We start from the raw sequence: 25,193 nt of genomic DNA, 5'->3' as shown, positions 1-25,193 counted from the left end.
ATGACAGGGCGTAAAAAAGTCATTCTCGATGTAGACACAGGGGTGGATGACGCGCTGGCAATTATGCTGGCCGTCACGAGCGGACAGCTCGACATTCTGGGGATCACCACAGTCAGCGGCAATGTCTCGCTGGATCAGGCGACCCTGAATACCTGCAAAATTCTGGAGCTGCTCGGCGTATCCGGGCAGATTCCGGTCTTTCGCGGAGCGGACAAACCGCTTGTCCGTGATACCGTGTTCGAACACCGTGTGCACGGCTCGGACGGCATCGGCGGTGCACTGCGCGACATGACGGTAACGAAGCAGGCGGAAGCAGAGCGGGCGGAGGACTTCATCATCCGCCAGGTGCTGGCGCATTCCGGTGAGGTCACGCTGATTATGACCGCGCCGCTGACCAATCTGGCGCGCGCGCTGCACAAATGTCCGGAGCTTACGCAGCATGCCGCCGAAGTGATTGTGATGGGTGGTGTGGTGCAGGGCTTCGGCAACATCACGCCGACCGCGGAATACAACATGTATGTCGATCCGGAGGCGGCCAAGCTGGTGCTGGCTGCGGGCTTCCCGCAGCTGACGCTGGTCGGGCTGGATGTAACCCGCCGGGCGCTGCTTAGCGCGGAGGATATCGCGAAGCTGCGTATTCCGGCGGTTCGCGAATATGTGGAGCAGAGTACGGCGGACTACCGTACGCGCTATTTTGAACGTAACGGTGTGCAGGCCTGTGCGCTGCATGATCCGCTGGCGGTAGGTGTGGCGCTGAACCGGGAGTTTGTTAATGTGCAGAAGTATTACGTGGACGTGGAAACCCGCAGCGAGCTATGCGACGGGCAGACGGTCTGCGATTTCCAGAACAGGCTGAACAAGCCGGCCAATGCCGGTGTCTGTCTGGAGGTGGACGCGCCGGCTTTTCTGGAGTACTTCATTAATAGCTTGAATCAAGAACCGAAGAAGGACGGGAGTCATGAGAATGAATAAAAGAGTGCTGCTTCTCCTGCTGCCGGGCCTCTTATTCCTGGCGGCCTTCATGCTGGTCCCGATCACGCTGACCATTGCCTCCACCTTTGTGCAGGACGGAAAGCTGACGCTGGAAGGGTATTTGTATTTTTTCCGCGACGGGTACTTTAACCGCATCCTGCTGACTACGCTCCGGGTAAGTGTAGTGACTACGCTGGTCTGCATGGTGCTCGGGTATCCGGCGGCTTATTATATCTCGCGGGCCAGCGCGCGTAAGAAGAGCCTTCTGCTTGCGCTGTCGATTTTTCCGCTGCTGACCAGTCCCGTTGTGCGCTCGTTCAGCTGGATGATTATTCTCGGCAAAAAAGGGCTGATCAACTCGTTCCTGGTGAACACCGGATTGATCGCGAAGCCGCTCGACATTCTGTATACGCCGACCGCGATGATGATCGGGCTGGTGCATCTGTTCCTGCCGCTGATTATTATTACGCTGCTCGGCGTGATGGAGAATCTGGACCATGAGCTGGTCCGGGCGGCGCGCAGTCTGGGTGCTTCCCCGTTTGCCGCGTTCCGCAAAATCACCTTCCCGCTGACCGTGCCGGGACTGATCATCGGCGGGATTCTGGTCTTCGTCGGCAGTCTCACGGCGTATACCACGCCGGCGCTGCTCGGCGGTAAGGAACGGGTGGTCTCCACCTTCCTGTATCAGAACGCGATGACGCTGAATGACTGGCAGGCGGCTTCGGTGATCGCGGTAATTATGATCGTTATTACATTTGTGGTGGTTGGGCTGATGAATGCCTGGGCTAACCGCCTGAATCCGAAGGGGTGAGAATATGAAGGAAGGTAACCGCATGCTGTCCCTGTACACGCTGCTGGTCTTTATTTTTCTGCTGGGTCCGCTCGTGATCATCTCCATTACTTCCTTTGAGCCGGGCACGGTCCTGAAATTCCCCCCGGAGGGCTTTTCGCTGAAGTGGTACAAGAACATCTTTGAGGTCAGCGCCTTCATGGAGACCTTCAGGACTTCCATTGTCATCTCGCTGCTCGGCAATCTGCTGGCGCTCCTGCTGGGTGTGCCTGCGGCTTACGCGCTGAGCCGTTACCGGTTCCGCGGGCGGGACACGCTGAATGCGGTATTCCTGTCGCCGGTGCTGATTCCCGGGATTGTGCTGGGCTTCACACTGCTGCGTTATCTGATTGTGGTGTATAATCTGCCGATTGTGGCGGGGCTGCTGATCGGACATACGGTGATTATGCTGCCTTTTATTATCCGGGTGATTGCTTCGAGTCTGGAGAATTTCGATTTCGCGGTAGAAGAGGCGGCGCAGAGCCTGGGGGCGACCCGAGTATACACTTTCTTCAAAGTCGTGCTGCCCAACATCCGCTCAGGAATTCTGGCGGCTATTCTGATCGCATTCCTGGAGTCGTTCAATAATGTGGATATTTCCGTGTTCATGACAGGCCCGGGGATCAGTACCCTGCCGATTCAAATGCTGACCTATGTGCAAAATTACTTCGATCCCACGATTGCCGCGATTTCGGTCATTCTGATGGTGCTCACGGCAGCGCTGATGTTCATCATCGAGCGGCTGATGGGCTTCGCCTATTTCACCAAACGATAACCTATTCAATGATAATGGGGGCCTAGAGCAATGTCACTACTCAGTCTTGAACATGTATCGGTTGCTTATGACAACCGTTTGATCTTAGAGGATTTCAACCTGTCGCTGCAAAAAGGCCAGCTGCTCTCCCTGCTCGGACCCAGCGGCTGCGGCAAAACAACCACACTGCGGCTGATCGCCGGCTTCCTGAATGCCGAGGCAGGGAATTTCATGTTCTCCGGCAAGGATTATACCAAGGTTCCGGTGGAGAAACGGAATTTCGGCTTCGTGTTCCAGAGCTATGCGCTGTTCCCGCATCTGTCGGTGTTTGACAATGTGGCGTTCGGCCTGCGGCTGCGCAAGCTGAAGGAAGCGGAGGTTAAGAAGCGGGTGAACAGGATGCTGGAGACGGTCAGTTTGGGCGGTTTTGAGAAAAGACTGCCGGGCGCCCTGTCCGGCGGCCAGCGCCAGCGGGTAGCGATTGCCCGGGCGCTTGTCATCGAGCCGGATCTGCTGCTGTTCGATGAGCCGCTGAGCAATCTCGATGCCAACCTGCGGGTCAACATGCGGGTGGAGATCCGCCGTATCCAGCAGGAGCTGGGCATCACCACCGTCTACGTCTCCCATGACCAGGAGGAATGCTTCTCGATCTCCGATCAGGTCGCCGTTATGAATAACGGCAAGATCGAGCAGCTGGATCATCCGGCGAACATCTTCAAATATCCGGCCAGTGAATTTGTGGCCCGGTTTATCGGGTTCGGGAACTTTATTGCTTTTGACGGACGGAATGATGAAGGTTCGGATATTGAGCTGAGCCGTGGTGAGCTGAAATTCCAGGCGGCTAAGCGGCCGGGCGGCGAGGGAAATACCGGGCTGCTGGGTGCGATTCGCCCTGACGATCTGCAGTTGCTTGGCGGCGGCGTGGCGGATACGGGCACAGGCATGGAGGGGAATGTTTTGACCGGTAAAGTGCAGGTCAGCACGTATCTCGGCCGCAGCTACCAGTATCAGGTAGAGACTGAGCTTGGGGTATTCACGGTCAATCAGGAGATGGAGCAGCCGTTCATTCAGGGACAGCAGGTCACGGTTTATTTTCCAAAAGAGAAGCTGGTGCTGGTGCAGTAGCGCGTCATAAGGAGCATACACGATGAATACAGATCAACTTATACTGAACGCTAAGGTCTACAACAGTTACTATAAAAGATTCGAGACGGCGAATGTGGCCGTTAAGGAAGGACGTTTTCTCTACGTAGGTCCTCTTGGTGCAGAGACGTTTGTGGCTGCCGAGATCATTGATGCTAAGGGGCAGTATCTGGTGCCCGGCCTCATCGATATTCATCTGCATATTGAGAGCACGATGATTACACCGGAGACGTTCTCCTACGGTATTCTGCAGCACGGGGTAACCACGATTGTTCCCGAGCCGCATGAGATGGCCAATGTGTTCGGGGTAGAGGGCGTCCATGAGATGATCCGGGCCAGCCGGGATTGCCAGGTGGACATGTTCTATGCGATTCCGAGCTCGGTGCCGGCAACTCCGCTGGAGACTACGGGAGGCTCCATTGAGATCTCTGATATCGACGAGCTGATGGAGACGCAGCGGATGATCTGCCTGGGCGAGGTCATGAACTTTGTGGATGTGATCCGTGATCCTGAGGGGAAAAGCAACCGCATCCTCCAGCATGTCCGCAGCCGCTATCCGGGCCTGGTCATTGAAGGGCATACGCCGAAGCTGCTGGACCTCGATCTGCACCGCCTGATCTATGCGGGGATTGATTCCGATCATACCCACCAGAGTATCGAGGGGCTGACCGCACGGATCGCAGCCGGAATGTTCATCGAGATCCAGGAGAAATCGATGACACCTGAAGTCGTGGAGTATCTGATCGGTCATCCGGTCAGTGAGCATTTCTGCTTCGTGACGGATGATGTCATGACCGATTCGCTGGTGCAGACCGGCCATCTGGATCACCTGGTCCGCAAAGCCATCGCCATGGGCATGACGCCGGAGGACGCAGTCTATGCGGCTACGTTCACCCCGGCGCGGCGGATGAAGCTGGATGACCGCGGCGTAATCGCACCGAACAAAACCGCCGATTACCTCCTGCTGTCCGATCTGGACAGCTTCGCGATTGAGGCGGTGTACAAGCGGGGCTTGCAGGTCTTTGACCGCAAGCGCCCGCAGGCACAGGTCATGAGTGAGCCGCAGTTCCCGGCTCACTTCTATAAGAGTGTGCAGCTGGAGCCGCTGGCGGAGGCTGACTTCACGGTGCCTGCTGCGCTACCGGACGGCCGCTATGGCGCCCGCGTCATGATGGTCAACAACGTGTCCACGTTTACCGAGGAGAAGCATGTGGAGGCCGGAGTGAAGGACGGCCTCCTGCAGTGGGAGGAGACCGGCTGCGGTCTCATCGCGACCTTTGAGCGGTACGGCAAGAACGGCAACCGTGCCTATGGCCTGATCGGCGGAGACACGATCAAGCGCGGCGCGATCGCGACTACGTATTCGCACGATAACCACAATCTGCTGGTTGTCGGACATAACGCGGAGGACATGGTATTGGCCGCCAATACAGTGATTGCCGAGCAGGGCGGCTTCTGCGTCGCCTGCGGCGGCGAGGTGCTCGCGCTGCTGGCGCTGCCGGTCGGCGGCATCCTGACCGAAGCGCCGCTGGCCGAGACTGCGGAGCAGGTGCTGGCGCTGCGCACGGCGATGGAATCGCTGGGCTACAATCACTACAACCCGATTATGTCCATCAGCACCCATTCGCTGCCGGTCAGCCCGGCGCTGAAGATCACGGACCACGGCCTGATTGATGTCGGAGCCGGCAAGGTCGTGCCGCTGCTATTCCCGCTTGGGGACGAGTAAGGGGAGCTGGGGATTGCAGCGGGATTAGGCGTAAGAGTTGGCAGAGGGGCTAGCGGGGGAGCTGGCGGAAGAGCTGGAGGAGAAGGGTGTCCCGATGGGATGCCCTTCTTTGTTATTCAGCAGTACCTCTGTATTCACCGCCTGAAGTGGGCTGTATGGAAGAATGGAAGGGATAAATCCCACTAAATCTGCTAGAAGTGGGCTGTATGGAAGAATGAAAGGGATAAATCCCACTAAATCTGCTAGAAGTGGGCTGTATGGAGGAATGAAAGGGATAAATCCCACTAAATCCGCTAGAAGTGGGCTGTATGGAGGAATGAAAGGGATAAATCCCACTAAATCCGCTAGAAGTGGGTTGTATGGAAGAATGAAAGGGATAAATCCCACTAAATCCGCTAGAAGTGGGTTGTATGGAAGAATGAAAGGGATAAATCCCTTTGAATCCGCGGGAAGTGGGCTGGAGAGAGGAATGAAGTTCGCCGGAAGTGGGCGTCAGGCGGGAACGAGGTGGATTAGTGCCCCTGAATCCGCCAAAAGTGGGCCTTAGTGGGATCATTAGTAGAGTGAAGCGGACTGAGATTCCGTTAACTTGTGACTTCGAGCTCAAAACGTGGCATATGCGGACGCATAGCGGAATCTCAGTCCGATTGGCCAGTGATTTCGCCTGATCTGACCAAATAACGGAATCTCATTCCTCTTACTAGTCAAGGAGTGGAAAAGCCTTAGCAAGTCCCGCCAAATCCCGCCAAGGCCCCGCTCTCGCAAGTCGCAAGTCCCGCCAAACCCCGCCGTCCCGCCAAGCCCCAGCCAACTCCGCTAAGCACCGCCGTCCCGCCAAGCCCCAGCCAACTCCGCTAAGCACCGCCAACTCTGCCAAGCCCCAGCCAACTCCGCTAAGCACCGCCAACTCCGCCAAGCCCCAGCCAACTCCGCTAAGCACCGCCAACTCCGCCAAGCCCCAGCCAACTCCGCTAAGCATCATCAACTCCGCCAAGCACTGCCAACTCCCGCCAAGCCCCTGCCAAGTCCCAGCTCCAGCCAACTCCCGCCAAGCCCCAACCTTATTGTTCGGCGAAAGGTGTTGTCCCTAAACACACATAGCAGGAGCAAGTTTAAGCGCCCATTCGTAGCAAGCGAGGTTTTTACTGTAACCAATATTGTATATAATGGAAGCAATGTTTGATTTCGGAGGAGGTGCTTGGAGTGACGGAGACGGAACGGTTGAACGGGCCGGAGAATGTGGAGCAGCCGGGAGAGCGGGGAGGGCCTGGAAGGCGGGGGAAGCCGGAAAAGCGGAAGAAGCTTACGCTGGGCCGGGTCTTCCTGATTATTTTCCTATTGGGGCTTGCGGTTTATCACGTAGGTACGATTGTACAGATGTTCACCTCTTTCGAGGCAAGGGTGTCCAGCCGCATCAGCCTGCAGGATATCACCTCGATAGAAATTACCCGGTCTTTGCCGGAAACGGCTGATGACGTCGTGGTCACGGTGACCGATCCGGCAGAAATCGCGGGGATCATGAATGCTTTTGCCGGCGTGAAGTTAAGAAGCTCTTATGCTTCCCATGATTTCACCAGAAGCTACTGGATTCATATCGATGTGAACAAATACTACCGATTCTCGATTAGAGTGGATGACGCCAAGTATATCTCAATCGGTGACTCCTCCCGGCGAGACAAGTACAGCAGCGGATCTTTTAAAATCATCAACGATTATGACATCGGGTCGATCGACCGCCTGTTTCCGTGAGAATCCGCCGCTTCCGGTTGACTTGCGTAGGACCCGCCCCTATGATGATAAATAATATGTAACATTAGGCTCGTACACAGAGGAGAGAAACAGCATGGCTATGGAGATTGAACGCAAATTCCTGCTGCCGGAATACCCGGAGCGGCTTATTGAAGAAGGACAGCTGAAGGTGCTCACCCGGCACAGCATTGACCAGACGTATTTAGCGATTGAGGACGGGCAGGAGCTGCGGGTACGCAAAATTACCGACCTGGATACGGGCGAAGTTTCTTACACACATACGTTCAAGGATGGCAAAGGCATCAGCCGCCAGGAGATCGAATATTCCATTTCGGCAGGCTTATATAATCAGATGATCGAGGCTGTGAAAGCTGTAGCACTGGTCAAAACCCGCATCACAGGCGTATGGAACGGCACGACGGTGGAGATTGATCTCTACACTCAGCTGGAGCTTACGGTGCTGGAGGTTGAATTCGATTCGCTGGAGGAAGCGGAGAGCTTCATCGCCCCGGAATGGTTCGGCCAGGATGTCAGCACAGAGAAGAAGTACAGCAACAAAACCGTCTGGAAGCAGCTGCAGAACAAATAGTGTCCATAGGCATAATGCGGTGAATAGGATACGGGCGAAACTTCGCTTTATTTTAAAAAATAACGCCAATAATTAACGGACTTTAACGCGTAAACGTGTTACTATGTAAAGTAAAATTAAGCACCATATAAGCTGAACTTAAGAATGATGGCGAGTATTGTTATATGGTCAGTTAATATCAGCAGGTTAAATAAAGAGGGGTTCAGGAGGATGAGGCGGATATGGAGTATGTAAGTACAAGAGGCAAGGTGGAAGCAAGAGGCTTTATTGACACGGTTCTGATGGGGCTGGCGGATGATGGCGGGTTGATGGTGCCTTTTCAGATTCCTACGGTTTCCCCTGAAAAGCTTGAAGAATGGAGAAGCCTCAGCTTCCAGGAGCTGTTCCTTGAGATTTTCTCCTACTATACCAATGACGAAATTCCCTATGATGACTTGAAAGAAATGGTCTACACCAGCTACGGCAATTTCCGCGCTCCGGAAGTCACGCCGCTGCACAAAGTAAACGACTCCCTGTATGTGCTGGAGCTGTTCCACGGGCCTACGTTTGCCTTCAAGGATGTGGCGCTGCAGTTCATGGGTGAGCTGTATTCCTATATTGCCAAGGTACGGGGCGAAATTATTCATATTCTCGGCGCAACCTCGGGCGATACCGGAGCGGCTGCAATCCAGGGCGTACGCGGTAAAGAAGGCATCAAAATCTGTATTCTTCATCCGCACGGCAAGGTCAGCAAGGTACAGGAGCTGCAAATGACGACCGTGGATGACAGCAACGTGCTGAACCTGTCCGTGGAGGGTAACTTCGACGATTGCCAGAAGATCATCAAGGAGCTGTTCGCCGACCTCGACTTCAAGGGACGGTATCACCTGCGGGCGATCAACTCGATCAACTTCGTGCGTATTCTGGCGCAGACGGTCTATTATTTCTATGCCTATCTGCAGCTTCCGGAGAGTGACAAGAAGAAGGTGAATATCAGCGTGCCTTCGGGGAACTTCGGCAATATTTTCTCAGGCTTCCTGGCGCAGAAAATGGGGCTGCCGATCAACAAGCTGATTATCGCCACCAATGAGAACAACATTCTCGAACGGTTCGTGTTAACCGGCGAATACAAACCGGGCAGCTTCACGGGCACCTACAGCCCGTCAATGGATATCCAGGTAGCAAGCAACTTCGAGCGTTATCTGTATTATTTGCTCGGTGAGGATACAGTGAAGCTGTCCGGATATATGGCTGCGTTGCAGAGTGAGGGGGCCATCACGGTTGACGGCGAACTGTTTGCCCGGGTGCAGGCCGACTTCTCGGCGCTGGGTGTCAAGAATGCGGAATGCCTTGCGACGATCAGCAAATACGAGCAGGAATCCGGCTATCTGCTGGACCCTCATACGGCCTGCGGGGTTGCGGCTTACGAGAAATTCAGCGCCCCTGGTGAGACAAGCATCGCCTTCGCGACAGCGCATCCGGCCAAGTTCGACGAGGCGATTGCCCTGACCGGCATCAAGCAGGAATTCCCGGCACAGATTGCTGCCCTGTTCGAGCTACCGCAGCATCAGGTTGTGGTCGATCATGATAAGGCGGAGATTGTGCGCCAGCTGCAGGCTTTTTACGGTTAAAAAGGTTCGGGGGTCTATACAGGTCCCCGCTCTCTGAATAGGAATAGTACAGCCCCCGCTCTCCTTCTGGAGCGGGGGCTGTTTATGTTCTGTGCTTAGTGTCTTGTAACGAATAGTGCTAGCCGCCGCGCTGCATCAATGCTGCGGCTAGTCTCGGGGAGACTCTATATAGTTATGAAATCCGGCCAGGCAGCTTCCTGGCTGAGTAAGAGCGTGGGCGTGTGTATGAGTAAGAGGAGGGGGATGGGTAAGAGTGTGCGTGTGTATGAGTAAGGGTAAGCGCATCGCCCATCAAGCCAGAGTTAGCAGCAGCTCCTCGCCACCCGGCCAATATACCGGGCCTTCCCTTACCGCAAAGGCAGCGCCTCCTGCTGCGCTTGCTGCTCCCGGGCCTTCTCGCAGAAATCGGCGATTTTGTAGGAAACGTAGTAGGCGAGCATTTTCTCAGAATCGCTGAAGCCGGTCTCCAGCAGTCTGCTGATCTGGTCGAGCTTGTACCGGAGGGTATTCCGGTGAATGTACAGCTCTTCGGAAGCGAGCTGCATATTGCGGTTATGCTTGAGATAGATGTAGAAGGTGTGGTACAGGCTGGACTGATGGGCGGCATCGTATTCCTTCAGCTTCCGGAGCTCCGGATGGCGGTAGCGCTGCTCCCCGCCTGACAGCACCTCTGCAGGCAGCAGCTCGTAGAGCTGGACATCGGCATAATAGGTCAATTGGCGTTCCGGGCAGAGAATCCGGCCGATCCGGATAGCGCTCTGCGCCTGAAGATAGTGCAGTCTGCACTGATTGAGACTGGAGAATATGCTGCTGATTCCCAGACTGACTCCGGTCTGGCCGAGGAATTCCTGCAGCGGCCCGAAGGCGAGCTCCCGGGAGAGGCTGCCGTTATGAATCAGCACAATCCGTCCCTCATAATAGGCGCAGGGACTGCCGGGAAATAAAAGTTGCAAGCGCTCTCTTAAATAGTCATCATAACGCCCCGAATCGACGTATCCGGTCAGATCGAACAGCAGCACAAGCAGGTCCTTCCCGAGCCTTAAGTCAGCTGACTGCAGCCGCTCCTGAAGGGTATTGCTGTCCTGCAGCTGCAGCTCCAGCAGCCCGCAGATGATATCCTCTACTTTTATATTCTTGGCGTTCCGGTAGTAGCTGCTCTTGCCCATTTCTTCGGCAAGCACGGTGGCGGTGAGGGACAGCAGTTCACTGTCTATGGGCCGAAAGGGATGTTTGCAGCCCAGGAGCAGCACATTGCCGATTGGTTTGCCGCCTACTTTTATTTTGGAGATCAGCTTGGTGTTGGAGGTTTCTTCACAGGCCACTTCGTAGGAAGCATCGCTCTGCTTGCCCCGCCGGACACTCTCCATTCTGTTCACAGCCGCAATGAAATCATAAGAGCAGTACCCCTTGCGGATGTTCTCGCTCCAGATGTAATCATCGATATCCTCACGCCCGGAATGGGCGACAATTCTGAAGCTTGCGTCAAAAACAATCACGGGATTGTGCAGCAGTCCTGCAGCTGTCTGTACAATGCCGGCAAGGCCGGCCCCAGAGATGTATGCCGTGAATAAGGCTGCGGTGAAATGCTCGGTTTCGAGTCTGTCACGCTGCGGTTCATTTAAGGAAATATCCATTGGTATCGCCCCCTTATTATCATAGTGCACTGTGCACTATAAAGAAGTGATTTTTGGCGCTTGTAAATATATTCACAAAGTCTCGGCGGACTTACACTAAGGGTGGAGGTGCTGAGCAGATGAAATACGAGAAACTGTTTGCAGCAGGAAGAATAGGACGCCTTGAGCTTAGAAACCGGATTGTGATGCCTGCTATGGGCACATCACTGGCTGCGGCCAGCGGCGAAGCCTCGGATGAGATGATTGCTTACTATGAAGAACGTGCTGCAGGGGGCTGCGGTCTGATTATTACGGAGATTACCCGCGTGGACAATGAGACGGGAGTGGGCACACCCAATCAGCTGAACGCAAGCGACCTGCTGTATGTTCCCCGCCTGGAAAAGCTGGCCCGGGCTGTACACCGCCATGACAGCCGGATATTCCTACAACTCCAGCATCCGGGCCGGCAGAATCATGGCCGACTAATCGGCGGCAAGCAGATTGTCGCCCCGAGTGCAGTCATGTCCTCAGCCATCGGTGAAATGCCCCGGGAGCTGGCGACAGAGGAAGTGGAAGTGCTGGTGGGCAAATTCGTCTTCGGGGCGTACATTGCCCAGCTGGCAGGAATCGACGGGGTTGAAATTCACGGCGCCCACGGCTATCTGATCGGTCAATTTCTCAGCCCGCTGACCAATCTGCGGACCGACAAATACGGCGGAGCACTGGAAGGCCGGATGCGGTTCCTGTGCGAGATTGTGCAGGGGATCAAGAAGACCTGCGGAGCAGGCTTCCCGGTCTCTGTGCGGATTGACGGGGATGAATTCGTGCCGGGCGGGATTACGCTCGAAGAAGCGCTGCTTACCGCGCAGCAGCTGGAGAAGCTCGGTGTGGACTGCATTAATGTAAGTGCTGGCACTTATGAGTCGTCGAATACGATTATCGAGCCGATCTCCTATCCGCAGGGCTGGAAGAAGCATCTTGCCGCCGCAATGAAGCAGGCCGTGCAGATTCCGGTCATCGCCTGTGATGTGATCCGCAAACCGGATTTTGCCGAGAGTCTGCTGGAAGAAGGCAATACCGATTTCGTGGCGCTTGGCAGAGCATTGCTGGCTGATCCGCAGTGGGGCAATAAGGCGGCGGAAGGCCGGGAAGCAGAGATCAGAACCTGTATCTCCTGTCTGTATTGCATCCAGGAAGTGATGGAGTGCAAGGTGATCAAGTGTGCGGTCAATGCCAGGGCAGGCCGGGAGCTGGAATTCCCTGAGCCGCAGCAGAACGGAGACGGCAGAGTCGTGGCCGTGGTCGGCGGCGGACCGGCAGGCATGGAGGCAGCGCGGGTTCTGGCGCAGCGGAAGTTCAAGCCTGTGCTGTTCGAGGCGCGCGATGTGCTGGGCGGCAGTGTGGAGCTGGGCAGCCGTCCGCCGCTGAAGGAGAAGCTGAACTGGTTCCTGGACAGCATGGAGCATCAGCTGGAACAGCTGCATGTGGATGTGCGGCTGTCAGAGAAGCCAACGCTGGAGGAGCTGCAGGCGCTTGACCCGTACGCGGTATTCGTAGCTGCCGGGGCCCGGCCAATTGTTCCGGCAATCCCCGGAGTGACTGGTGAGCATGTCAGCACAGTGGTGGATGTGCTCAGCGGGGCGGCAGTAATCAGGGATAAGCGGGCTGTGGTAATTGGATCAGGAATGACAGGTCTGGAGACGGCGGAATATCTGGCTGAACAGGGGAATCAGGTCACTGTGGTGGAGATGCAGCCAAGGGTCGGACCCGATGCCTATCTGCCGAACCTGATCGATATCGTCACCCGGCTGAAGAAGAACGGTGTACAGCTGCTGGCCTCAACGAAGCTGGTGGAGGTGCGGGAGGGTGCTGTAGTGCTGGAGAATGTATCAACGGGTGATATTTCCGTTCAGGATACCGATGCCGTAGTTCTGTCCATCGGTGTTAAGCCGGAACGCGGTTTCGTGGATGAGCTTAAGCGGGCGATGCCGCAGGTGAAGGTGCTTGGCGACGCCGCGAAGCCGGGCAGAATTGGCCAGGCCATTCAGTCCGGCTTCGAGACCGCTTATGTGCTGAAGTAATACCAATTCGAGGAGGGATCATGTATGGGGAGTTTTGTGAAAAGCCTGGCCGATATCCGGCAGTACGGAGGCAAGCCGACGACCTTTTATGATGCGGAGATGCTGACGGTCTACTGGGAGACGAAGAAGGAGATTATTGAACGGCTGCTGCCGAAGCCGCTGAAGCCTGCGGGCCGGCCGCTGGTGAATGCCTTTATAGCCGATTACCCGGCAACGAATTTCTGTCCGCCTTACCGTGAAGCCGGATTGTTCGTGCTGGCCGATTACAACGGGGAGCTGGGCAACTATTGCCTGTCGATGCCGATCACCAGCGACATTGGCATGGCGATGGGCCGTGAGGTGTGCGGGCTGCCGAAGAAGATGGCGGATGTCCGCATGCAGGTAGAAGGTGACTCCATCAGCGGCTCGATCGGCCGGCAGGGGATTGATTTTTTCAGCATACACGCTCAAATGGGTGAAGTCTTCAATGATCCTGAAGCTGAAGGGATTCTGGAGCAATTCTACGGCAAGGACATCCCGCTGTACAATATCAAATATTCCAATGCGGTGGACGGAAACGGGTTCGACCTTATGCCAATCCTCGTGACCCAGCGTCTGGTCAGCGACGTCAAGGTGTATAAAGCTGCGGAAGCATCGGTTATGTTCCAGGAATCCCCGCATGATCCGTGGAGTGAGCTTGAAGTCGTTAAGATGCTGGGAGCCGTCTATACCGTCAGTACCAATGTGCTGGAGAAGGGTAAGGTGCTGGAACCGCTCCATCCGATGGAGTTCCTGCCCTACTGCTATCTCCGCTGGGACTGGTGGGAGAACAAGCTGCAGCCTGAGACTGCGGAGAGCTCTTTATAAAAGGAAACATTGGTGCAGGTACAAAGACGGAGACATTCATGGTTATAGCCTAATCTGACAAATTTGAGGAGGATTATGATGATCAACCTTTTTGATTTAACAGGCAAGACAGCCATTATTGCCGGTGCGTCCAGCGGAATCGGTGTGCAGTTCGCTGACATGCTGGCTGATCAGGGTGCGGATGTGGCCATACTGGCCAGACGATACGACAAGCTGTCAGCAGTGGCCGAAGAGCTTCGCGCCAAATATCCGGAGCGGCGGATTATCCCTGTTGAATGTGATGTTAGAAAAGAAGATGAGATTATCGCCGCAGTCTCTAAGGTGATGGAGACTTTTGGCCAAATTGATATTCTGGTGAACAACGCCGGTGTGGTGGACTCTGTGCCGATTGATGCGCTGGAGGAAGAAGCCTGGGACCGCGTTCTCGATACGGATCTGAAGGGTGTCTTCCTGATGTCGAAGCATGTCATCCGCCACATGAAGGAACGCAAATACGGCAAAATCATCAATACCGCCTCCATGCTGGGCCTCACGGCATCGGCTTCGATTCCTACCCATTCCTACAATGCGGCCAAAGGCGGAGTGATCCACCTGACCCGGGGTGTGGCGGCTACGTATGCCAAGCACGGCATTACTGTGAATGCGATCGGCCCCAGCCTGTTCCATAGCGAGATGACGGAGAACACATTGTTCACCGAGCAGGCGCTGCGGATGTACAACGCGGTCTGTCCGATGGGCCGGCCCGGCAATCCGGGGGAGCTGAACGGGGCGGTGCTGTATTTTGCCTCGGATGCCTCCAGCTACACTACCGGTCAGACTCTGTTTGTAGACGGCGGCTGGACGATTGTATAGAAGCTGCATCGTATAGAAGCTGTATAAAAGATTGCATAAACACTGCATAAACATTGCATATTAGACGAAGCGCCTGCATTTATGCAGGTGCTTTTTTTCACAAGCGGAATCTAGCGGAATTTGTCGGAAATTACGGCTGAAAAGTGGACATACCTACCACGGAATGAGAAAATAGCAGTTATAGATCAGTATGACATGCTGAAACCCTTCTGCTGTCCTGAGTAAGGATGGGATAGGCTCGGTGGTAAATAGAAGGATATTTAATTGTGTTCGGATATATAGTCTTATATTTATAAAAAAGGACGGGATCATTCATGACAATTCGTTTCGGGGTCGTAGGCACTAACTGGATTACTGACCGCTTCGTTCAAGCCGGACTGGAGAATGAGGAATTTATCCTCACAGCCGTGTATTCCCGTACAGAGGAGAAGGGACGGGCTTTTGCCGCAAAATATGCAGGAGCTTCGATCTATACGGATCTGGAGGAGATGGTATCCGGCGCAGAGGTGGACGCGGTCTATATCGCCAGCCCCAATTCGATGCATGCGGAGCAGTCCTTAATCTGTCTGAACCATGGCAAGCATGTCATTTGCGAGAAGCCGGCTGCCTCTAACAGCACAGAGCTGAAGGCAATGATTAACGCGGCGCGCAGCAATGATGTGCTGCTGATGGAAGCGATGAAATCAACCTTTATGCCGAATTTTGGCGTAATCCGGGATAATTTATATAAGCTGGGTCAAGTGCGGCGATATTTCGCCGGTTATTGTCAATACTCATCGAGATACGATGCTTACCGCCAGGGCACGGTGCTGAACGCCTTCAATCCGGAATATTCGAACGGCTCGCTGATGGACCTGGGCATCTATTGCCTGTATCCCATGGTGGCGTTGTTCGGCAAGCCGGACTCGGTGAAGGCAGTGGGCATGATGCTCTCCTCCGGAGTGGACGGCGAAGGCAGTATGGTAATGCGTTATCCGGATATGGATGCCGTGGTCATGCATTCCAAGATCGCCGACTCTTATCTGCCGGCTGAGATTCAGGGTGAGAACGGGACGATGGTCATCGACAAGATCAACCAGCCCTATCAGGTCAAAATCCATTACCGTGACGGCACCATCGAAGAGCTTACGCTGCCGCAGGTGTTCGAGCCGATGTATTATGAGATTCAGGAGTTCATTCATCTCTTGAAGAGCGGCCAGCGGGAGAGCGGAACTAACAGTCATGCCAATTCATTGGCGGTTGCCGAGCTGATGGAGGAAGCAAGAAGCCAGATCGGCCTGCGCTACGCCTCGGATCTATAGCTGTACGGGCATGTACGGCCTGAATTAGGATGTACGACTGGAAAAGGGGAGCGGAACTTGAAGACTTTCAAAAAGGTATACATCGAGATTACAAGCGTCTGCAACCTGGCCTGCAGCTTCTGTCCGCCAACCGAGCGGCAGAAGAATTTCATGAAGCTGGAGACGTTCAATACCATACTCGATGAGATTAAACCGCATAGCAATCATATCTACCTGCATGTCAAAGGCGAGCCGCTGCTCCATCCGAAGCTCGGCGAGCTGCTGGATGCAGCGCATGCCAAAGGCTTCAAGGTCAACATCACGACCAACGGCACGCTGATCCATAAGGCGGGGCCGAAGCTGCTGGGCAAGCCGGCATTGCGGCAGATGAACTTCTCGCTGCACAGCTTCGACGGCCATGCGGGCTCCGAGAACCGCGAAGGTTATGTGTCGGAGATTATCAGTTTCGTCCGGGAGATCTCTGCCCAGGGCGTCATTGTCTCGTTCCGGCTGTGGAACCTGACGGAGGACAACCGGACGAATCTGGAGAAAAGCCGCAACCGCGAGACGCTCGCTCTGCTGGAGGAGGCCTTCGGGCTCGACTTCCGGATCGAAGAGAAGGTTGTCCCCGGCAGCGGGGTGAAGATTGCCCCGCGTGTCTATCTGAACCAGGACCACGAGTTCAGATGGCCGGCTCTGCACGAGCCGGAGGACGACGGCAAGGGCTTCTGCCATGCGCTGCGCAGCCAGGCGGCGGTGCTGGTGGACGGCACGGTTGTGCCGTGCTGCCTCGATGGCGAAGGGGTAATCAACCTTGGCAACATTCACGAGAAGCCGTTCTCCGAGATTGTTGAGGGTGAGCGGGCGAACAACCTGTTCTATGGCTTCTCCCGCCGGGAGGCAGTCGAGGAGCTGTGCCGCAAATGCGGGTACCGGCAGCGGTTCGGAACTTAGCGGGTTAGCGGGTGCTGGTGAATACAGGAAGCTGCCGCAGGGGAAGTTAAGCTTATTTCTGAATATCATTACAGGCCGGACAATGCGAAAAGAGGGAACGGATGCCTACTATACTTGTTGCAGACGACGATGCGAACATCCGCGAACTCGTCTGCCTATTTCTGCGTAATGATGGATACACAACAGCTGAAGCCGCGGACGGCAAGGAAGCACTGGAGGTCTATGCCAGAGAGCATGTCGATCTTGTCGTGCTCGATATTATGATGCCGGTGATGGACGGCTGGACGTTATGCAAGGAGCTTAGAAAAGCCGATCCCGATCTTCCGCTGCTGATGCTGACGGCCAGAGGCGAGACATGGGAGAAGGTGAAGGGGTTCGAGCTGGGCACGGATGATTATCTGACCAAGCCGTTCGATCCGCTGGAGCTGACGGTCCGCGTCAGGGCGCTGCTCAAACGGTACCGGATTGGCAGCGCACAGATGATCCGGATCGGCAACACTACCCTTGACCGACAGACTTACAAGGTGATCAGCGGGACGGAATCGCTGTCGCTGCCGCTCAAGGAGTTCGAACTGCTGTACAAGCTTGCCGGGACACCCGGACAAGTCTATACGCGTGAGCAGCTGATCGATCAGATCTGGGGAATAGATTATCCCGGGGATGACCGGACGGTAGATGTGCATATCAAGCGGCTGCGGGAGCGGTTTGCGGCTACACCTGATTTTCGCATAGAGACTGTGCGCGGGCTGGGCTACCGGCTTGAGGTTACCGAATGATCAAATCCTTATATACCCGGGTTGTCCTTACCTTCCTGGTCTCCGTAATCGGAGGGACGGTTATTTCCTTTTTTGTGGCTACATGGCTGTTCAGAGATAAATTAAACGAGAATCTGCAGCTCCCCCTGCTGCGCTTCGGACAGGATATTGTCCGGATCTATGACGCCTTCCCGCTGAGTGAGGCAGATGCGTTCGTACACGGAATGCAACAACTTGAATCCTACCATATCCGGATTTATGAACAGACGGGCCAGTTTCAGTCTTTCGGGGAGCTTAACGGAAATAAGCCGGCTAGAGTGACTATGGAGCAAGTGAGGCAAGTATTGGCCGGGGACATTGTTCAAGTCAATCCGAGCAGGGTATCCACTATTCTTCTGGGGCTGCCGCTCCCAACGGATGCAGGAACGAAAGCGCTGTTTGTAGAATCCACCGGTCCCCCGTCCACCCCTTTTTTGCTGAAATGGCTTCTGAACTTTTCGCTCTATTCGCTAGGATCAGGAAGTCTTGTGATTCTGGTGGCTGCTATGTTCCTCGTCCGGCCGATCAAAAAGCTGACCACTGCAACCCGCCGGATCGCAGCCGGAGATTTCAATGTGAAGCTGAATATTAAGCAGAAGGGTGAGCTTGGTGCTTTGGCGCGCAGCTTCGAAGAGATGATGCGTGATCTGCAGCAGCTGGAGCAGATGCGCAGGGAATTCGTCACCAATGTATCGCATGAAGTTCAGTCACCGCTGACCTCCATATCCGGGTATGCGCTGGCGCTTAAGCAGATGAATATCCCGGAGGGCGAGCGGAACCGTTATCTGGATATTATCATCAGCGAAGCGGAGCGGATGTCCAAGATGAGCGACAGTCTGCTGAAGCTCAGTCTGCTTGAATCGCAGTCACAGCAGCTCCAGCTCACCACGTTCAGCCTGGATGAACAAATCAGACGGGTAATCGTGGCACTCCAGCCGCAATGGTCGGCCCGCAGTATTAGCTTCGAGCTTCATCTGAAGGCCGTCCGGTTGACGGCTGACCATGATCAATTCAATCAGGTGTGGACGAATCTGCTGGGGAACAGCATCAAATTCTCCAGGGATGGCGGCGTGATCAGCGTCAGCCTCAGACAAGACAGCAAGAATGTAACGATAAGGATTTCAGACACGGGCATTGGGATCTCGCCAGAGGATCAGAAGCGGATCTTCGAACGATTCTTCAAGGCCGACCGTTCCCGCAGCCGTCAGTATAACGGAAGCGGTATGGGACTGGCCATCGTTAAGCAAATCGTCTTGCTCCATCAAGGCGATATCCGGGTGGAGAGTGAGCCGGGGCGGGGTGCGAGCTTCATTGTCACCCTGCCGGTCGCTGCACCGGCGGATTAGTCTCTTCTGCTGCGGCATACAGCTCAAGGCTCCTGCTTGGGCAGAGAGCCGCAGCATTTTTCCAATTGCAGCTGTTCATATTCCGTTCATATTGCCGTCACGGGGAGTACATCTTCATTGTGTAAGCTTACCTTATTGGTTCGTAAGGATCTTATCAAACGATGAGGACAGGTGCATGTATAATGAAAAAATGGCTTAGGGTTACGCTTAAATCTATTGCGGCAATAATGATCGCCATAGTGCTTTTCTTAGCCGTTGTGTTTGTAGTGAATATCATCAGCAGCAAATCGGAGCTGGGGAAAATTGAGTCTTACGGCCAGCTGGTGCCTGTAGACGGCAAAAAGATGAATGTACTGATTCAAGGGACGGGCGAGGAAACTGTGGTGTTGCTGCCTGGTTATGGCACGGGCGCTCCGGCACTGGATTTCAAACCGCTGATCGATGAGTTGTCTCCGTTCTACACGGTGGTGGCGGTTGAGCCGTTCGGCTATGGATTAAGTGATAGAACCGATAAGGAACGGACTAACGATAATATTGCAAGTGAAATTCATGAGGCATTGCAGCAGCTGGGTATTAACCGTTATACGCTGATGGGGCATTCCATTGCCGGTATATACGGGCTGGATTATGTGAACAAGTATACAGATGAAGTGACTGCTTTTGTAGGAATCGACAGCAGTGTGCCGACACAAGGGGGCATGGATGCTGAAATGCCAGTCGGAATGTTCAAATTCCTCGACAAATCAGGTCTGATGAGATTGCTCAAGAAAGTAGGCGGTGATCCCTATGCCGGCCTGCCGTTTGATGATCATATCAAGCAGCAGATGAACATGATCTCGAATAAAAACTCCAGCAACGACACTACCATGAATGAAATGAAACATTTCAATGATAACTTTACAGCGGCTCAGGCTTTGACATTCCCTAAAGAGCTCCCGCTGCTCCTCTTCATACAAGCCAATAATACTGATGTTGAGGGCTGGCAGACGCTGCATGAAGGGCAGTTGAAGGATTCTGCGCATGGCAAACTGATCCCGCTTGAAGGGGAGCATTACTTACACCATACCCTGTCTAAAGAGATCGTTCAGGATTACAAAGCGTTCATGGAACAGGTTAAATAATAGAAGCTTTGCGCTATATTCTGGTAAACAGAAACAGCGGCAGCCCGGGACAAGGGGTCCTGGGTTGCCGCTTTTTTGTGGCTTCAATATCATGAAAAGTCTGAAGCCCATGCTCCTGTAACAATTGGTGTAATTCCACCAGCTTATTAATCAATCCCTCTGCAACACGTACGATATTGCCCCTTGAGAAAATATACTTGGTGAAAGTAGCTTGTTCTGTACCCCAAATGACTGTTTCTTTCTTATACAAAACATCAATATAAAATCCTCCGCAACCAAAAATACCACACGAGCAGGTATACATAGGGATTCTCCCTTGACGGGTAAGGGATTCGAAGAACTCAGTGACTACAAATACTTCACCCTCGTCTTCATTTAGCCTTAGTCCATTTACATATAGAGATATAGTTGAAGTAACTACCGGAGCTAATACCCGTTTCTGCTTAGAGATATTCGTATATTTCTTGGATATATCAACCAACATTTCAAAATTCAGGGTGTCTAGACTGTTATCCTCAGAAGCAGCCATATATCATTACCACCTTTAGTTGGAGGTCTGAGCGGACTGAGATTCCCTTATTTCACCAAAAAAACTCATAATAAGGCTGAAACGGACTCAGTCCGAATTACCCGCAATTTGCCGAGATCTTCCTCAATAGGGGAATCTCAGTCCGCTCCAGAGCTGGATGAGCCATGAGGACCCGCCGAAGTTCCAGTTGAGGAATGGTAAGCTCCATACGCAGCCGCTAAGCAGCAACCGTGGACGGGGGGAATCATGTCCTGGTTTGCTGCTGTTATTTTTGAACCCATAACTGCATGATTAATGTTCGCTGGTGTTCATTAGACTTTGCAGACGCGCAGCTGTTTCGGCAGTAGCTGTATAAATCATGATCTTCAGATCCGGATGGCCCTGAGGCTGCAGGGTCACATGTTCAAACTCCAGCTCTCCGATGCCCGGCGCATTCCACTGTTTGTGGCAGTCCGTTACAACCTGAACATCATGCAGCGGCCATTTCTCGCGGAACAGCGGGCTGCTCTGCATAAATTCTCCGATAAGCTCCTTGAGCCTCGGGTCATTAGGGAAATGTGCGTAATCGGCACGAAAGCGTGCAACGAGGACCTCTGCTTTACTCTCCCAGTCCTCCAGATTCAATCTCCGCTTCCCGGTCGTCAACAGCAGTCTCATCCAGTTGGGACGCTCCTGCTTACCCTCTGAGAATGAAGGGAAGCCGAACACTAACTCCGCTGCCTGATTCCATAACAGCAAATCCCAGCTTCTCCCGATTACGAAGGCCGGATTGGGCTCCAGGGCCTTGATCATCCGTTCCAGGCCTGTATTCAGTTGCTGATCTTCTACGGCCTGCTGCTGCACCGGTCTGGCAAGAAGATGAAGATGGTGACGTTCGTCTTCAGTTAGTCGCAGCGCCTCTGCTATGTTATTCAGTACATCCTCTGAAGGATTGATACTTCTTCCCTGCTCCAGAGAGGTGTACCATGAGGTTCCGATGTGGGCAAGCTGGGCCACTTCTTCCCGGCGGAGCCCCGGAGTCCGCCGTCTTCCATAAGAGACTAACCCGGCTTCTTCAAGAGTCAGACGTTCCCGGCGCGAACGCAGAAATTCACCTAACGGCAGTCTGGAAGAAATCTCTTCCATGCTGAACTCCTCCTTATCCTGACAGTGGTAGTCCTACGATAAACGCAGGAAGGATGCTACTGCCGCATTCTATTATACTGCCAGTATAGCATCTATACACTTAGGAGGATTTGAACAATGAACATCTTTGTCACAGGAGCCACCGGTAAAGTAGGAAGCCGTTTTGTTCCGCGTCTGCTGCAGCGCGGTCATCACGTTAAGCTGTTGATTAGGGATGCTGCCAAGGCAGATTGGCTTAAGCAGCTGGGGGCTGAGATTGTAGAAGGCGAGCTTCTGCAGCCGGACCATTATGTGGAGGCTCTCCGGGGGATTGATGTTGTGTTTCATCTGGCAGCTCAGTTCCGCGGGGTAGACGAGAACACCACCTGGATATCCAATTTCGATGGCAGCATCGCTCTGGCCAAGGCAGTACTGGAGGCAGGGGTGCCAAGGTTTGTTTTTGCGAGCACCAATAATGTCTATGGCTCCGGAAGTAACGCGGGACCCAGTCAGGAGGATGACGAGCTGAAGCCGGCGTTTGCTTATCCGCAGTCCAAAGCCAAGGCTGAGGCAGCGCTGCTGCAGCTTCATCATGAACATGGATTAGGCTTGCGCATTGTAAGGCTGCCTTTTGTCTATGGTGAGCGGGACCCGCATATCACAGAATTTCTCCCGCTCGTAGGCAACTGGAATCCGGCGAAAAGAATGCATATGGCGCACCATGCAGATGTGGGTCAGGCCCTGCTGCTCGCAGCCTCCGCAGATGGGATAGATGGCCGGATCTACAACGTCGGCGACGATGCACCGATCTCCATTGCGGAGCTGCTGAAGCTGCATCATTTGGAAATTCCCCCGGCAGCCCAGCAGCAGGAATTCAATCCATGGGAGGGAGTCATCGATACCACCCGGATCAGGGATGAACTACATTACCGGCCGATTTTCCCGTCCTTCTATACGGCGAGGGATGCAGGTGCACTTTAAATTGGATTTATCTTCTCCCGGCAATCTGGTATACAATATACAATAGTAATGCATTTTCTTGACCGCAGGCTTCTCTTCAGAAGCTTGCGGTTTGTTGTATGAACAGTTTTTCATGATTCAACCGCAGCCAGCAGGGCTATTGTATAGAGATCGTTATTACATAGGGAGGCAGGCAAATGCTGAAATCATTGCAGGCTATTGAAACATACCGTGAAGAAGGAAGACTCCCCGGTGAAGGATGTCTGTGGCTGGAATATATCGCTCAGGCCGAGCAGACGATTGTGAACCTCGAACGGGTGGAATCGCTGGGGGAACTGGAGCAGCAGAGTCCGGTGCTGGATTATGTAGAGCGGAGCCTGCGTGTACTGGACAGTCTGCCGCTATCCTACTGGATCAGGGAATTGGCTGAAGAGACGCTGATCTGGTCGGAGACTGCCAAGGGGGGTACGATCCGGCAGCGCAGGAGCTGGCAGAAGGACGGCATTAATATATTTGTGCATAATATCGGTTCGGCACAGCTGTACTGGCGTTGTGGAGAGGATGACCGGGAGGACGCTGCCTCTGCGGATAAGCGGCTGATCGTGCACCGGCTGATCGAAACCCACGGGCTGATCGGGCAGCAGATCCGCGGCGAGGTTCCGCCTTCGGTCAATCTTCCATTATCCGGACTGGTGGAGCAGGGGCTGCTGACCGCAGATGAGCTGGAGCGGCTGCTGTTCGCGCTGAATCACTGCATAATCTCAGCTGTAGCCCCGGAGCTGTGGCAGGAGGTTCGTCCTCAGGTGATGGAGCTGATTGCCGTAATCTCCTCGGGTAATCTGCATGCTGAAGTGCCGATGAAGGAGCGTCTGCGGAGAATGCGCTCCGGATCTATCGCGCAGGGTGAGGATTATGAGACGGAGTGGAGCAGTCTTGTGCAGGAGGGCTTCAATCCTGCTGTACTGGAGCCGCTGCAGCCTGTCACCTTCTGGTATGTGGAATCTGCACTGCAGACCTTCTCGCTGGAGCAGTTCCTCAAAGTAGTAAGCCTCTCGGCTAGCAGTGATTTGTCCGCTCTCCACCATATCAGCTTCGAAGCGGTGATGAACAGCATTTATTATGACTACAAGGGCAGCAAGAAGATCAACGTGTACAAGAAAAGGATCATTGAGAAATACTTGTCTGAGCTGGATTGGACAGAGATCTATAGCGGGGAGCAGCCTTCGGTCAATCCGCATCTGTTGCACCGGCTGCTGCGGAAGGAGCATTTGCCTGATACGCTGTTCTTCCATTTCGAATTCTCCCCGGCGGCTGAGAAGCTGATTGAATTCTGCACCGAGGCCGAGAAGTCGGCGCTGTATGAACGGGCGGTGCTGCTGCTGTTCGACCTGTTCGATCTGCGCCGGGATGCGTTCGACCGCTTCCATAACGAGGATACGTACTTAAGCCAGATGAATGATACGGCGGATTATAAGGCGGTCATTCTGGATTACGTCACCGGCCGCAAGGTGCTGGACATCGGGCCGGGCGGCGGGGTGCTGCTGGATCTGATTGAGCAGCGGATGCCGGATGTGATTCCGGTCGGCATCGATATCTCCAGCAATGTTATTGAAGCATTGCGGCAGCGCAAGCAGCGGGAAGACCGCCGCTGGGAGGTGCTGCAGGGCGATGCGCTGAACCTGAAGGATTACGTGGAGGCGGGCACGGTCGACACGGTGATTTTCTCCTCCATCCTGCATGAGCTGTATTCTTATGTGCCGCTGGATGGGAAGAAGTTCAATCACGGGACGGTTGCTGCAGCGCTAACCAGCGCCTTCGGTGTGCTGGCGGACGGCGGAGTCATTATTGTCCGCGACGGTATTATGAGTGAGCCGGAGGATCAGCAGCGAAGAGTGCGGTTTCTGGAGGATGACGGAATGGCGTGGCTGGAGCGGTATGCGAAGGATTTTGCCGGCCGGAGTATCCGGTATGAGCAGCTTGGCGGTCAGGAGGTCCTTATGCCGGTGAATGATGCGATGGAATTCCTGTACACGTATACGTGGGGGGAAGAAGCCTACATCCATGAAGTACAGGAGCAGTTTGGATACTTCACCCCTTCGCAGTATGCTGCGTTCATTGAGCAGACGCTTGGTGATCAGGCGAAGATTGAAGTCTTCCGCCATTACCTGCAGGAAGGGTATACGGAGGCGCTGCAGGATCGGGTCGTGGTGATGGATGAGAGCGGGCAGGCGGTCGCACTGCCGGACAGCACCTGCTTCATTGTAATCCGTAAGGCAGGCTGAAGCCGGGCTTGAGTGGAACATAAAAAGGGGCATTACCGCAGCCGTGTCCGGCCTGGTAA

At 54.2% G+C, this 25,193-nt stretch carries 21 protein-coding genes; 18 read left to right on the top strand and 3 right to left on the bottom strand.

The features are described 5' to 3' along the window. The 8 genes from MKZ24_RS00225 (at position 1) to thrC (ending at position 9,372) form a co-directional block, all read left to right on the top strand. Positions 1–972 (top strand): nucleoside hydrolase, encoded by a 972-nt coding sequence (locus MKZ24_RS00225; RefSeq protein WP_340780916.1) that lies wholly within the window; start codon positions 1–3, stop codon positions 970–972. Further along, positions 965–1,783 (top strand): ABC transporter permease, encoded by an 819-nt coding sequence (locus tag MKZ24_RS00220; RefSeq protein ID WP_039310210.1) that lies wholly within the window; start codon positions 965–967, stop codon positions 1,781–1,783. Before MKZ24_RS00225 ends, MKZ24_RS00220 begins: the two co-directional genes overlap by 8 nt. A gap of 4 nt (positions 1,784–1,787) precedes the next feature. Further along, a complete protein-coding gene (locus MKZ24_RS00215) occupies positions 1,788–2,576 on the top strand; it encodes an ABC transporter permease (RefSeq protein WP_039310212.1) in 789 nt (262 codons plus the stop codon). A 30-nt stretch (positions 2,577–2,606) separates the two neighbouring features. Next, positions 2,607–3,680 (top strand): ABC transporter ATP-binding protein, encoded by a 1,074-nt coding sequence (locus MKZ24_RS00210; RefSeq protein ID WP_336102350.1) that lies wholly within the window; start codon positions 2,607–2,609, stop codon positions 3,678–3,680. 22 nt (positions 3,681–3,702) lie between these two features. After that, positions 3,703–5,424 (top strand): adenine deaminase, encoded by a 1,722-nt coding sequence (locus tag MKZ24_RS00205; protein WP_340780908.1) that lies wholly within the window; start codon positions 3,703–3,705, stop codon positions 5,422–5,424. Between the two features lie 1,203 nt (positions 5,425–6,627). Beyond that, positions 6,628–7,173 carry a hypothetical protein gene (locus MKZ24_RS00200; protein ID WP_042133741.1) on the top strand — a complete coding sequence of 182 codons (546 nt, stop codon included), beginning with the start codon at positions 6,628–6,630 and terminating at the stop codon, positions 7,171–7,173. Between the two features lie 94 nt (positions 7,174–7,267). Continuing rightward, positions 7,268–7,762: a CYTH domain-containing protein gene (locus MKZ24_RS00195; protein WP_042133743.1), complete on the top strand. Its 495-nt coding sequence runs from the start codon at positions 7,268–7,270 to the stop codon at positions 7,760–7,762. A gap of 221 nt (positions 7,763–7,983) precedes the next feature. Continuing rightward, complete coding sequence (gene thrC, locus MKZ24_RS00190) at positions 7,984–9,372, top strand: threonine synthase (RefSeq protein WP_340780906.1); 1,389 nt, start codon at positions 7,984–7,986, stop codon at positions 9,370–9,372. A 347-nt stretch (positions 9,373–9,719) separates the two neighbouring features. On the opposite strand, the gene MKZ24_RS00185 is transcribed toward thrC, so the two are convergent. Next, positions 9,720–11,006: a PucR family transcriptional regulator gene (locus tag MKZ24_RS00185; RefSeq protein WP_076247244.1), complete on the bottom strand. Its 1,287-nt coding sequence runs from the start codon at positions 11,004–11,006 to the stop codon at positions 9,720–9,722. A gap of 119 nt (positions 11,007–11,125) precedes the next feature. On the opposite strand from MKZ24_RS00185, the gene MKZ24_RS00180 reads away from it, so the two are divergent. From MKZ24_RS00180 to MKZ24_RS00145, 8 genes are all read left to right on the top strand, one after another. Further along, positions 11,126–13,066, top strand: coding sequence for an NAD(P)/FAD-dependent oxidoreductase (locus MKZ24_RS00180; RefSeq protein ID WP_340780905.1), 1,941 nt, complete (start codon positions 11,126–11,128; stop codon positions 13,064–13,066). A gap of 24 nt (positions 13,067–13,090) precedes the next feature. Further along, a complete protein-coding gene (locus MKZ24_RS00175; protein WP_340780904.1) occupies positions 13,091–13,912 on the top strand; it encodes an acetoacetate decarboxylase family protein in 822 nt (273 codons plus the stop codon). 75 nt (positions 13,913–13,987) lie between these two features. Further along, positions 13,988–14,764, top strand: coding sequence for an SDR family NAD(P)-dependent oxidoreductase (locus MKZ24_RS00170; RefSeq protein WP_336102344.1), 777 nt, complete (start codon positions 13,988–13,990; stop codon positions 14,762–14,764). A 314-nt stretch (positions 14,765–15,078) separates the two neighbouring features. Continuing rightward, positions 15,079–16,065 (top strand): Gfo/Idh/MocA family protein, encoded by a 987-nt coding sequence (locus MKZ24_RS00165; RefSeq protein ID WP_042133752.1) that lies wholly within the window; start codon positions 15,079–15,081, stop codon positions 16,063–16,065. 57 nt (positions 16,066–16,122) lie between these two features. Then, entirely contained in the window at positions 16,123–16,998 is an 876-nt protein-coding gene (locus tag MKZ24_RS00160; protein WP_042133754.1) for a radical SAM/SPASM domain-containing protein, read from the top strand. Positions 16,999–17,099: 101 nt separating this feature from the next. Continuing rightward, positions 17,100–17,774 carry a response regulator transcription factor gene (locus MKZ24_RS00155; RefSeq protein WP_340780900.1) on the top strand — a complete coding sequence of 225 codons (675 nt, stop codon included), beginning with the start codon at positions 17,100–17,102 and terminating at the stop codon, positions 17,772–17,774. Further along, on the top strand, positions 17,771–19,138 hold the full coding sequence (locus MKZ24_RS00150) for a sensor histidine kinase (protein ID WP_340780899.1): 1,368 nt from the start codon (positions 17,771–17,773) through the stop codon (positions 19,136–19,138). The genes MKZ24_RS00155 and MKZ24_RS00150 overlap by 4 nt, the downstream gene beginning before the upstream one ends. Positions 19,139–19,320: 182 nt before the next feature. After that, entirely contained in the window at positions 19,321–20,259 is a 939-nt protein-coding gene (locus MKZ24_RS00145; protein ID WP_442950500.1) for an alpha/beta fold hydrolase, read from the top strand. A 13-nt stretch (positions 20,260–20,272) separates the two neighbouring features. Here MKZ24_RS00145 and MKZ24_RS00140 read toward each other — a convergent pair whose 3' ends face one another. Together MKZ24_RS00140 and MKZ24_RS00135 are read right to left on the bottom strand one after the other, a co-directional pair. Next, on the bottom strand, positions 20,273–20,788 hold the full coding sequence (locus MKZ24_RS00140) for a hypothetical protein (protein WP_052415980.1): 516 nt from the start codon (positions 20,786–20,788) through the stop codon (positions 20,273–20,275). 291 nt (positions 20,789–21,079) lie between these two features. Then, the gene (locus MKZ24_RS00135) at positions 21,080–21,913 is read right to left on the bottom strand and encodes a helix-turn-helix transcriptional regulator (protein ID WP_340780898.1); all 834 of its coding nucleotides are present in this window, start codon (positions 21,911–21,913) and stop codon (positions 21,080–21,082) included. 117 nt (positions 21,914–22,030) lie between these two features. Between MKZ24_RS00135 and MKZ24_RS00130 the strand changes: the two genes are divergently transcribed. Both MKZ24_RS00130 and MKZ24_RS00125 read left to right on the top strand, forming a co-directional pair. Further along, entirely contained in the window at positions 22,031–22,873 is an 843-nt protein-coding gene (locus MKZ24_RS00130) for an NAD-dependent epimerase/dehydratase family protein (RefSeq protein WP_042232707.1), read from the top strand. A 176-nt stretch (positions 22,874–23,049) separates the two neighbouring features. Next, positions 23,050–25,134 (top strand): class I SAM-dependent methyltransferase, encoded by a 2,085-nt coding sequence (locus MKZ24_RS00125; protein ID WP_042232708.1) that lies wholly within the window; start codon positions 23,050–23,052, stop codon positions 25,132–25,134. The last annotated feature ends 59 nt before the right edge of the window (positions 25,135–25,193 follow it).

Origin of the sequence: Paenibacillus sp. FSL R7-0297 (assembly GCF_038009025.1) — a bacterium.
In the GTDB taxonomy this organism is placed as follows: domain Bacteria; phylum Bacillota; class Bacilli; order Paenibacillales; family Paenibacillaceae; genus Paenibacillus_AQ.
Note: the sequence above shows the minus strand (reverse complement) of the source record. Positions and strands in the feature narration are given on the sequence as shown.

Excerpts from the sequence above, each read along its gene's own strand:
- MKZ24_RS00225 (WP_340780916.1), top strand. The coding sequence starts at position 1 with ATGACAGGGCGTAAAAAAGTCATTCTCGATGTAGACACAGGGGTGGAT.
- MKZ24_RS00220 (WP_039310210.1), top strand. The coding sequence starts at position 965 with ATGAATAAAAGAGTGCTGCTTCTCCTGCTGCCGGGCCTCTTATTCCTG.
- MKZ24_RS00215 (WP_039310212.1), top strand. The coding sequence starts at position 1,788 with ATGAAGGAAGGTAACCGCATGCTGTCCCTGTACACGCTGCTGGTCTTT.
- MKZ24_RS00210 (WP_336102350.1), top strand. The coding sequence starts at position 2,607 with ATGTCACTACTCAGTCTTGAACATGTATCGGTTGCTTATGACAACCGT.
- MKZ24_RS00205 (WP_340780908.1), top strand. The coding sequence starts at position 3,703 with ATGAATACAGATCAACTTATACTGAACGCTAAGGTCTACAACAGTTAC.
- MKZ24_RS00195 (WP_042133743.1), top strand. The coding sequence starts at position 7,268 with ATGGCTATGGAGATTGAACGCAAATTCCTGCTGCCGGAATACCCGGAG.
- thrC (WP_340780906.1), top strand. The coding sequence starts at position 7,984 with ATGGAGTATGTAAGTACAAGAGGCAAGGTGGAAGCAAGAGGCTTTATT.
- MKZ24_RS00185 (WP_076247244.1), bottom strand. The coding sequence starts at position 11,006 with ATGGATATTTCCTTAAATGAACCGCAGCGTGACAGACTCGAAACCGAG.
- MKZ24_RS00180 (WP_340780905.1), top strand. The coding sequence starts at position 11,126 with ATGAAATACGAGAAACTGTTTGCAGCAGGAAGAATAGGACGCCTTGAG.
- MKZ24_RS00175 (WP_340780904.1), top strand. The coding sequence starts at position 13,091 with ATGGGGAGTTTTGTGAAAAGCCTGGCCGATATCCGGCAGTACGGAGGC.
- MKZ24_RS00170 (WP_336102344.1), top strand. The coding sequence starts at position 13,988 with ATGATGATCAACCTTTTTGATTTAACAGGCAAGACAGCCATTATTGCC.
- MKZ24_RS00165 (WP_042133752.1), top strand. The coding sequence starts at position 15,079 with ATGACAATTCGTTTCGGGGTCGTAGGCACTAACTGGATTACTGACCGC.
- MKZ24_RS00155 (WP_340780900.1), top strand. The coding sequence starts at position 17,100 with ATGCCTACTATACTTGTTGCAGACGACGATGCGAACATCCGCGAACTC.
- MKZ24_RS00150 (WP_340780899.1), top strand. The coding sequence starts at position 17,771 with ATGATCAAATCCTTATATACCCGGGTTGTCCTTACCTTCCTGGTCTCC.
- MKZ24_RS00145 (WP_442950500.1), top strand. The coding sequence starts at position 19,321 with ATGAAAAAATGGCTTAGGGTTACGCTTAAATCTATTGCGGCAATAATG.
- MKZ24_RS00140 (WP_052415980.1), bottom strand. The coding sequence starts at position 20,788 with ATGGCTGCTTCTGAGGATAACAGTCTAGACACCCTGAATTTTGAAATG.
- MKZ24_RS00135 (WP_340780898.1), bottom strand. The coding sequence starts at position 21,913 with ATGGAAGAGATTTCTTCCAGACTGCCGTTAGGTGAATTTCTGCGTTCG.
- MKZ24_RS00130 (WP_042232707.1), top strand. The coding sequence starts at position 22,031 with ATGAACATCTTTGTCACAGGAGCCACCGGTAAAGTAGGAAGCCGTTTT.
- MKZ24_RS00125 (WP_042232708.1), top strand. The coding sequence starts at position 23,050 with ATGCTGAAATCATTGCAGGCTATTGAAACATACCGTGAAGAAGGAAGA.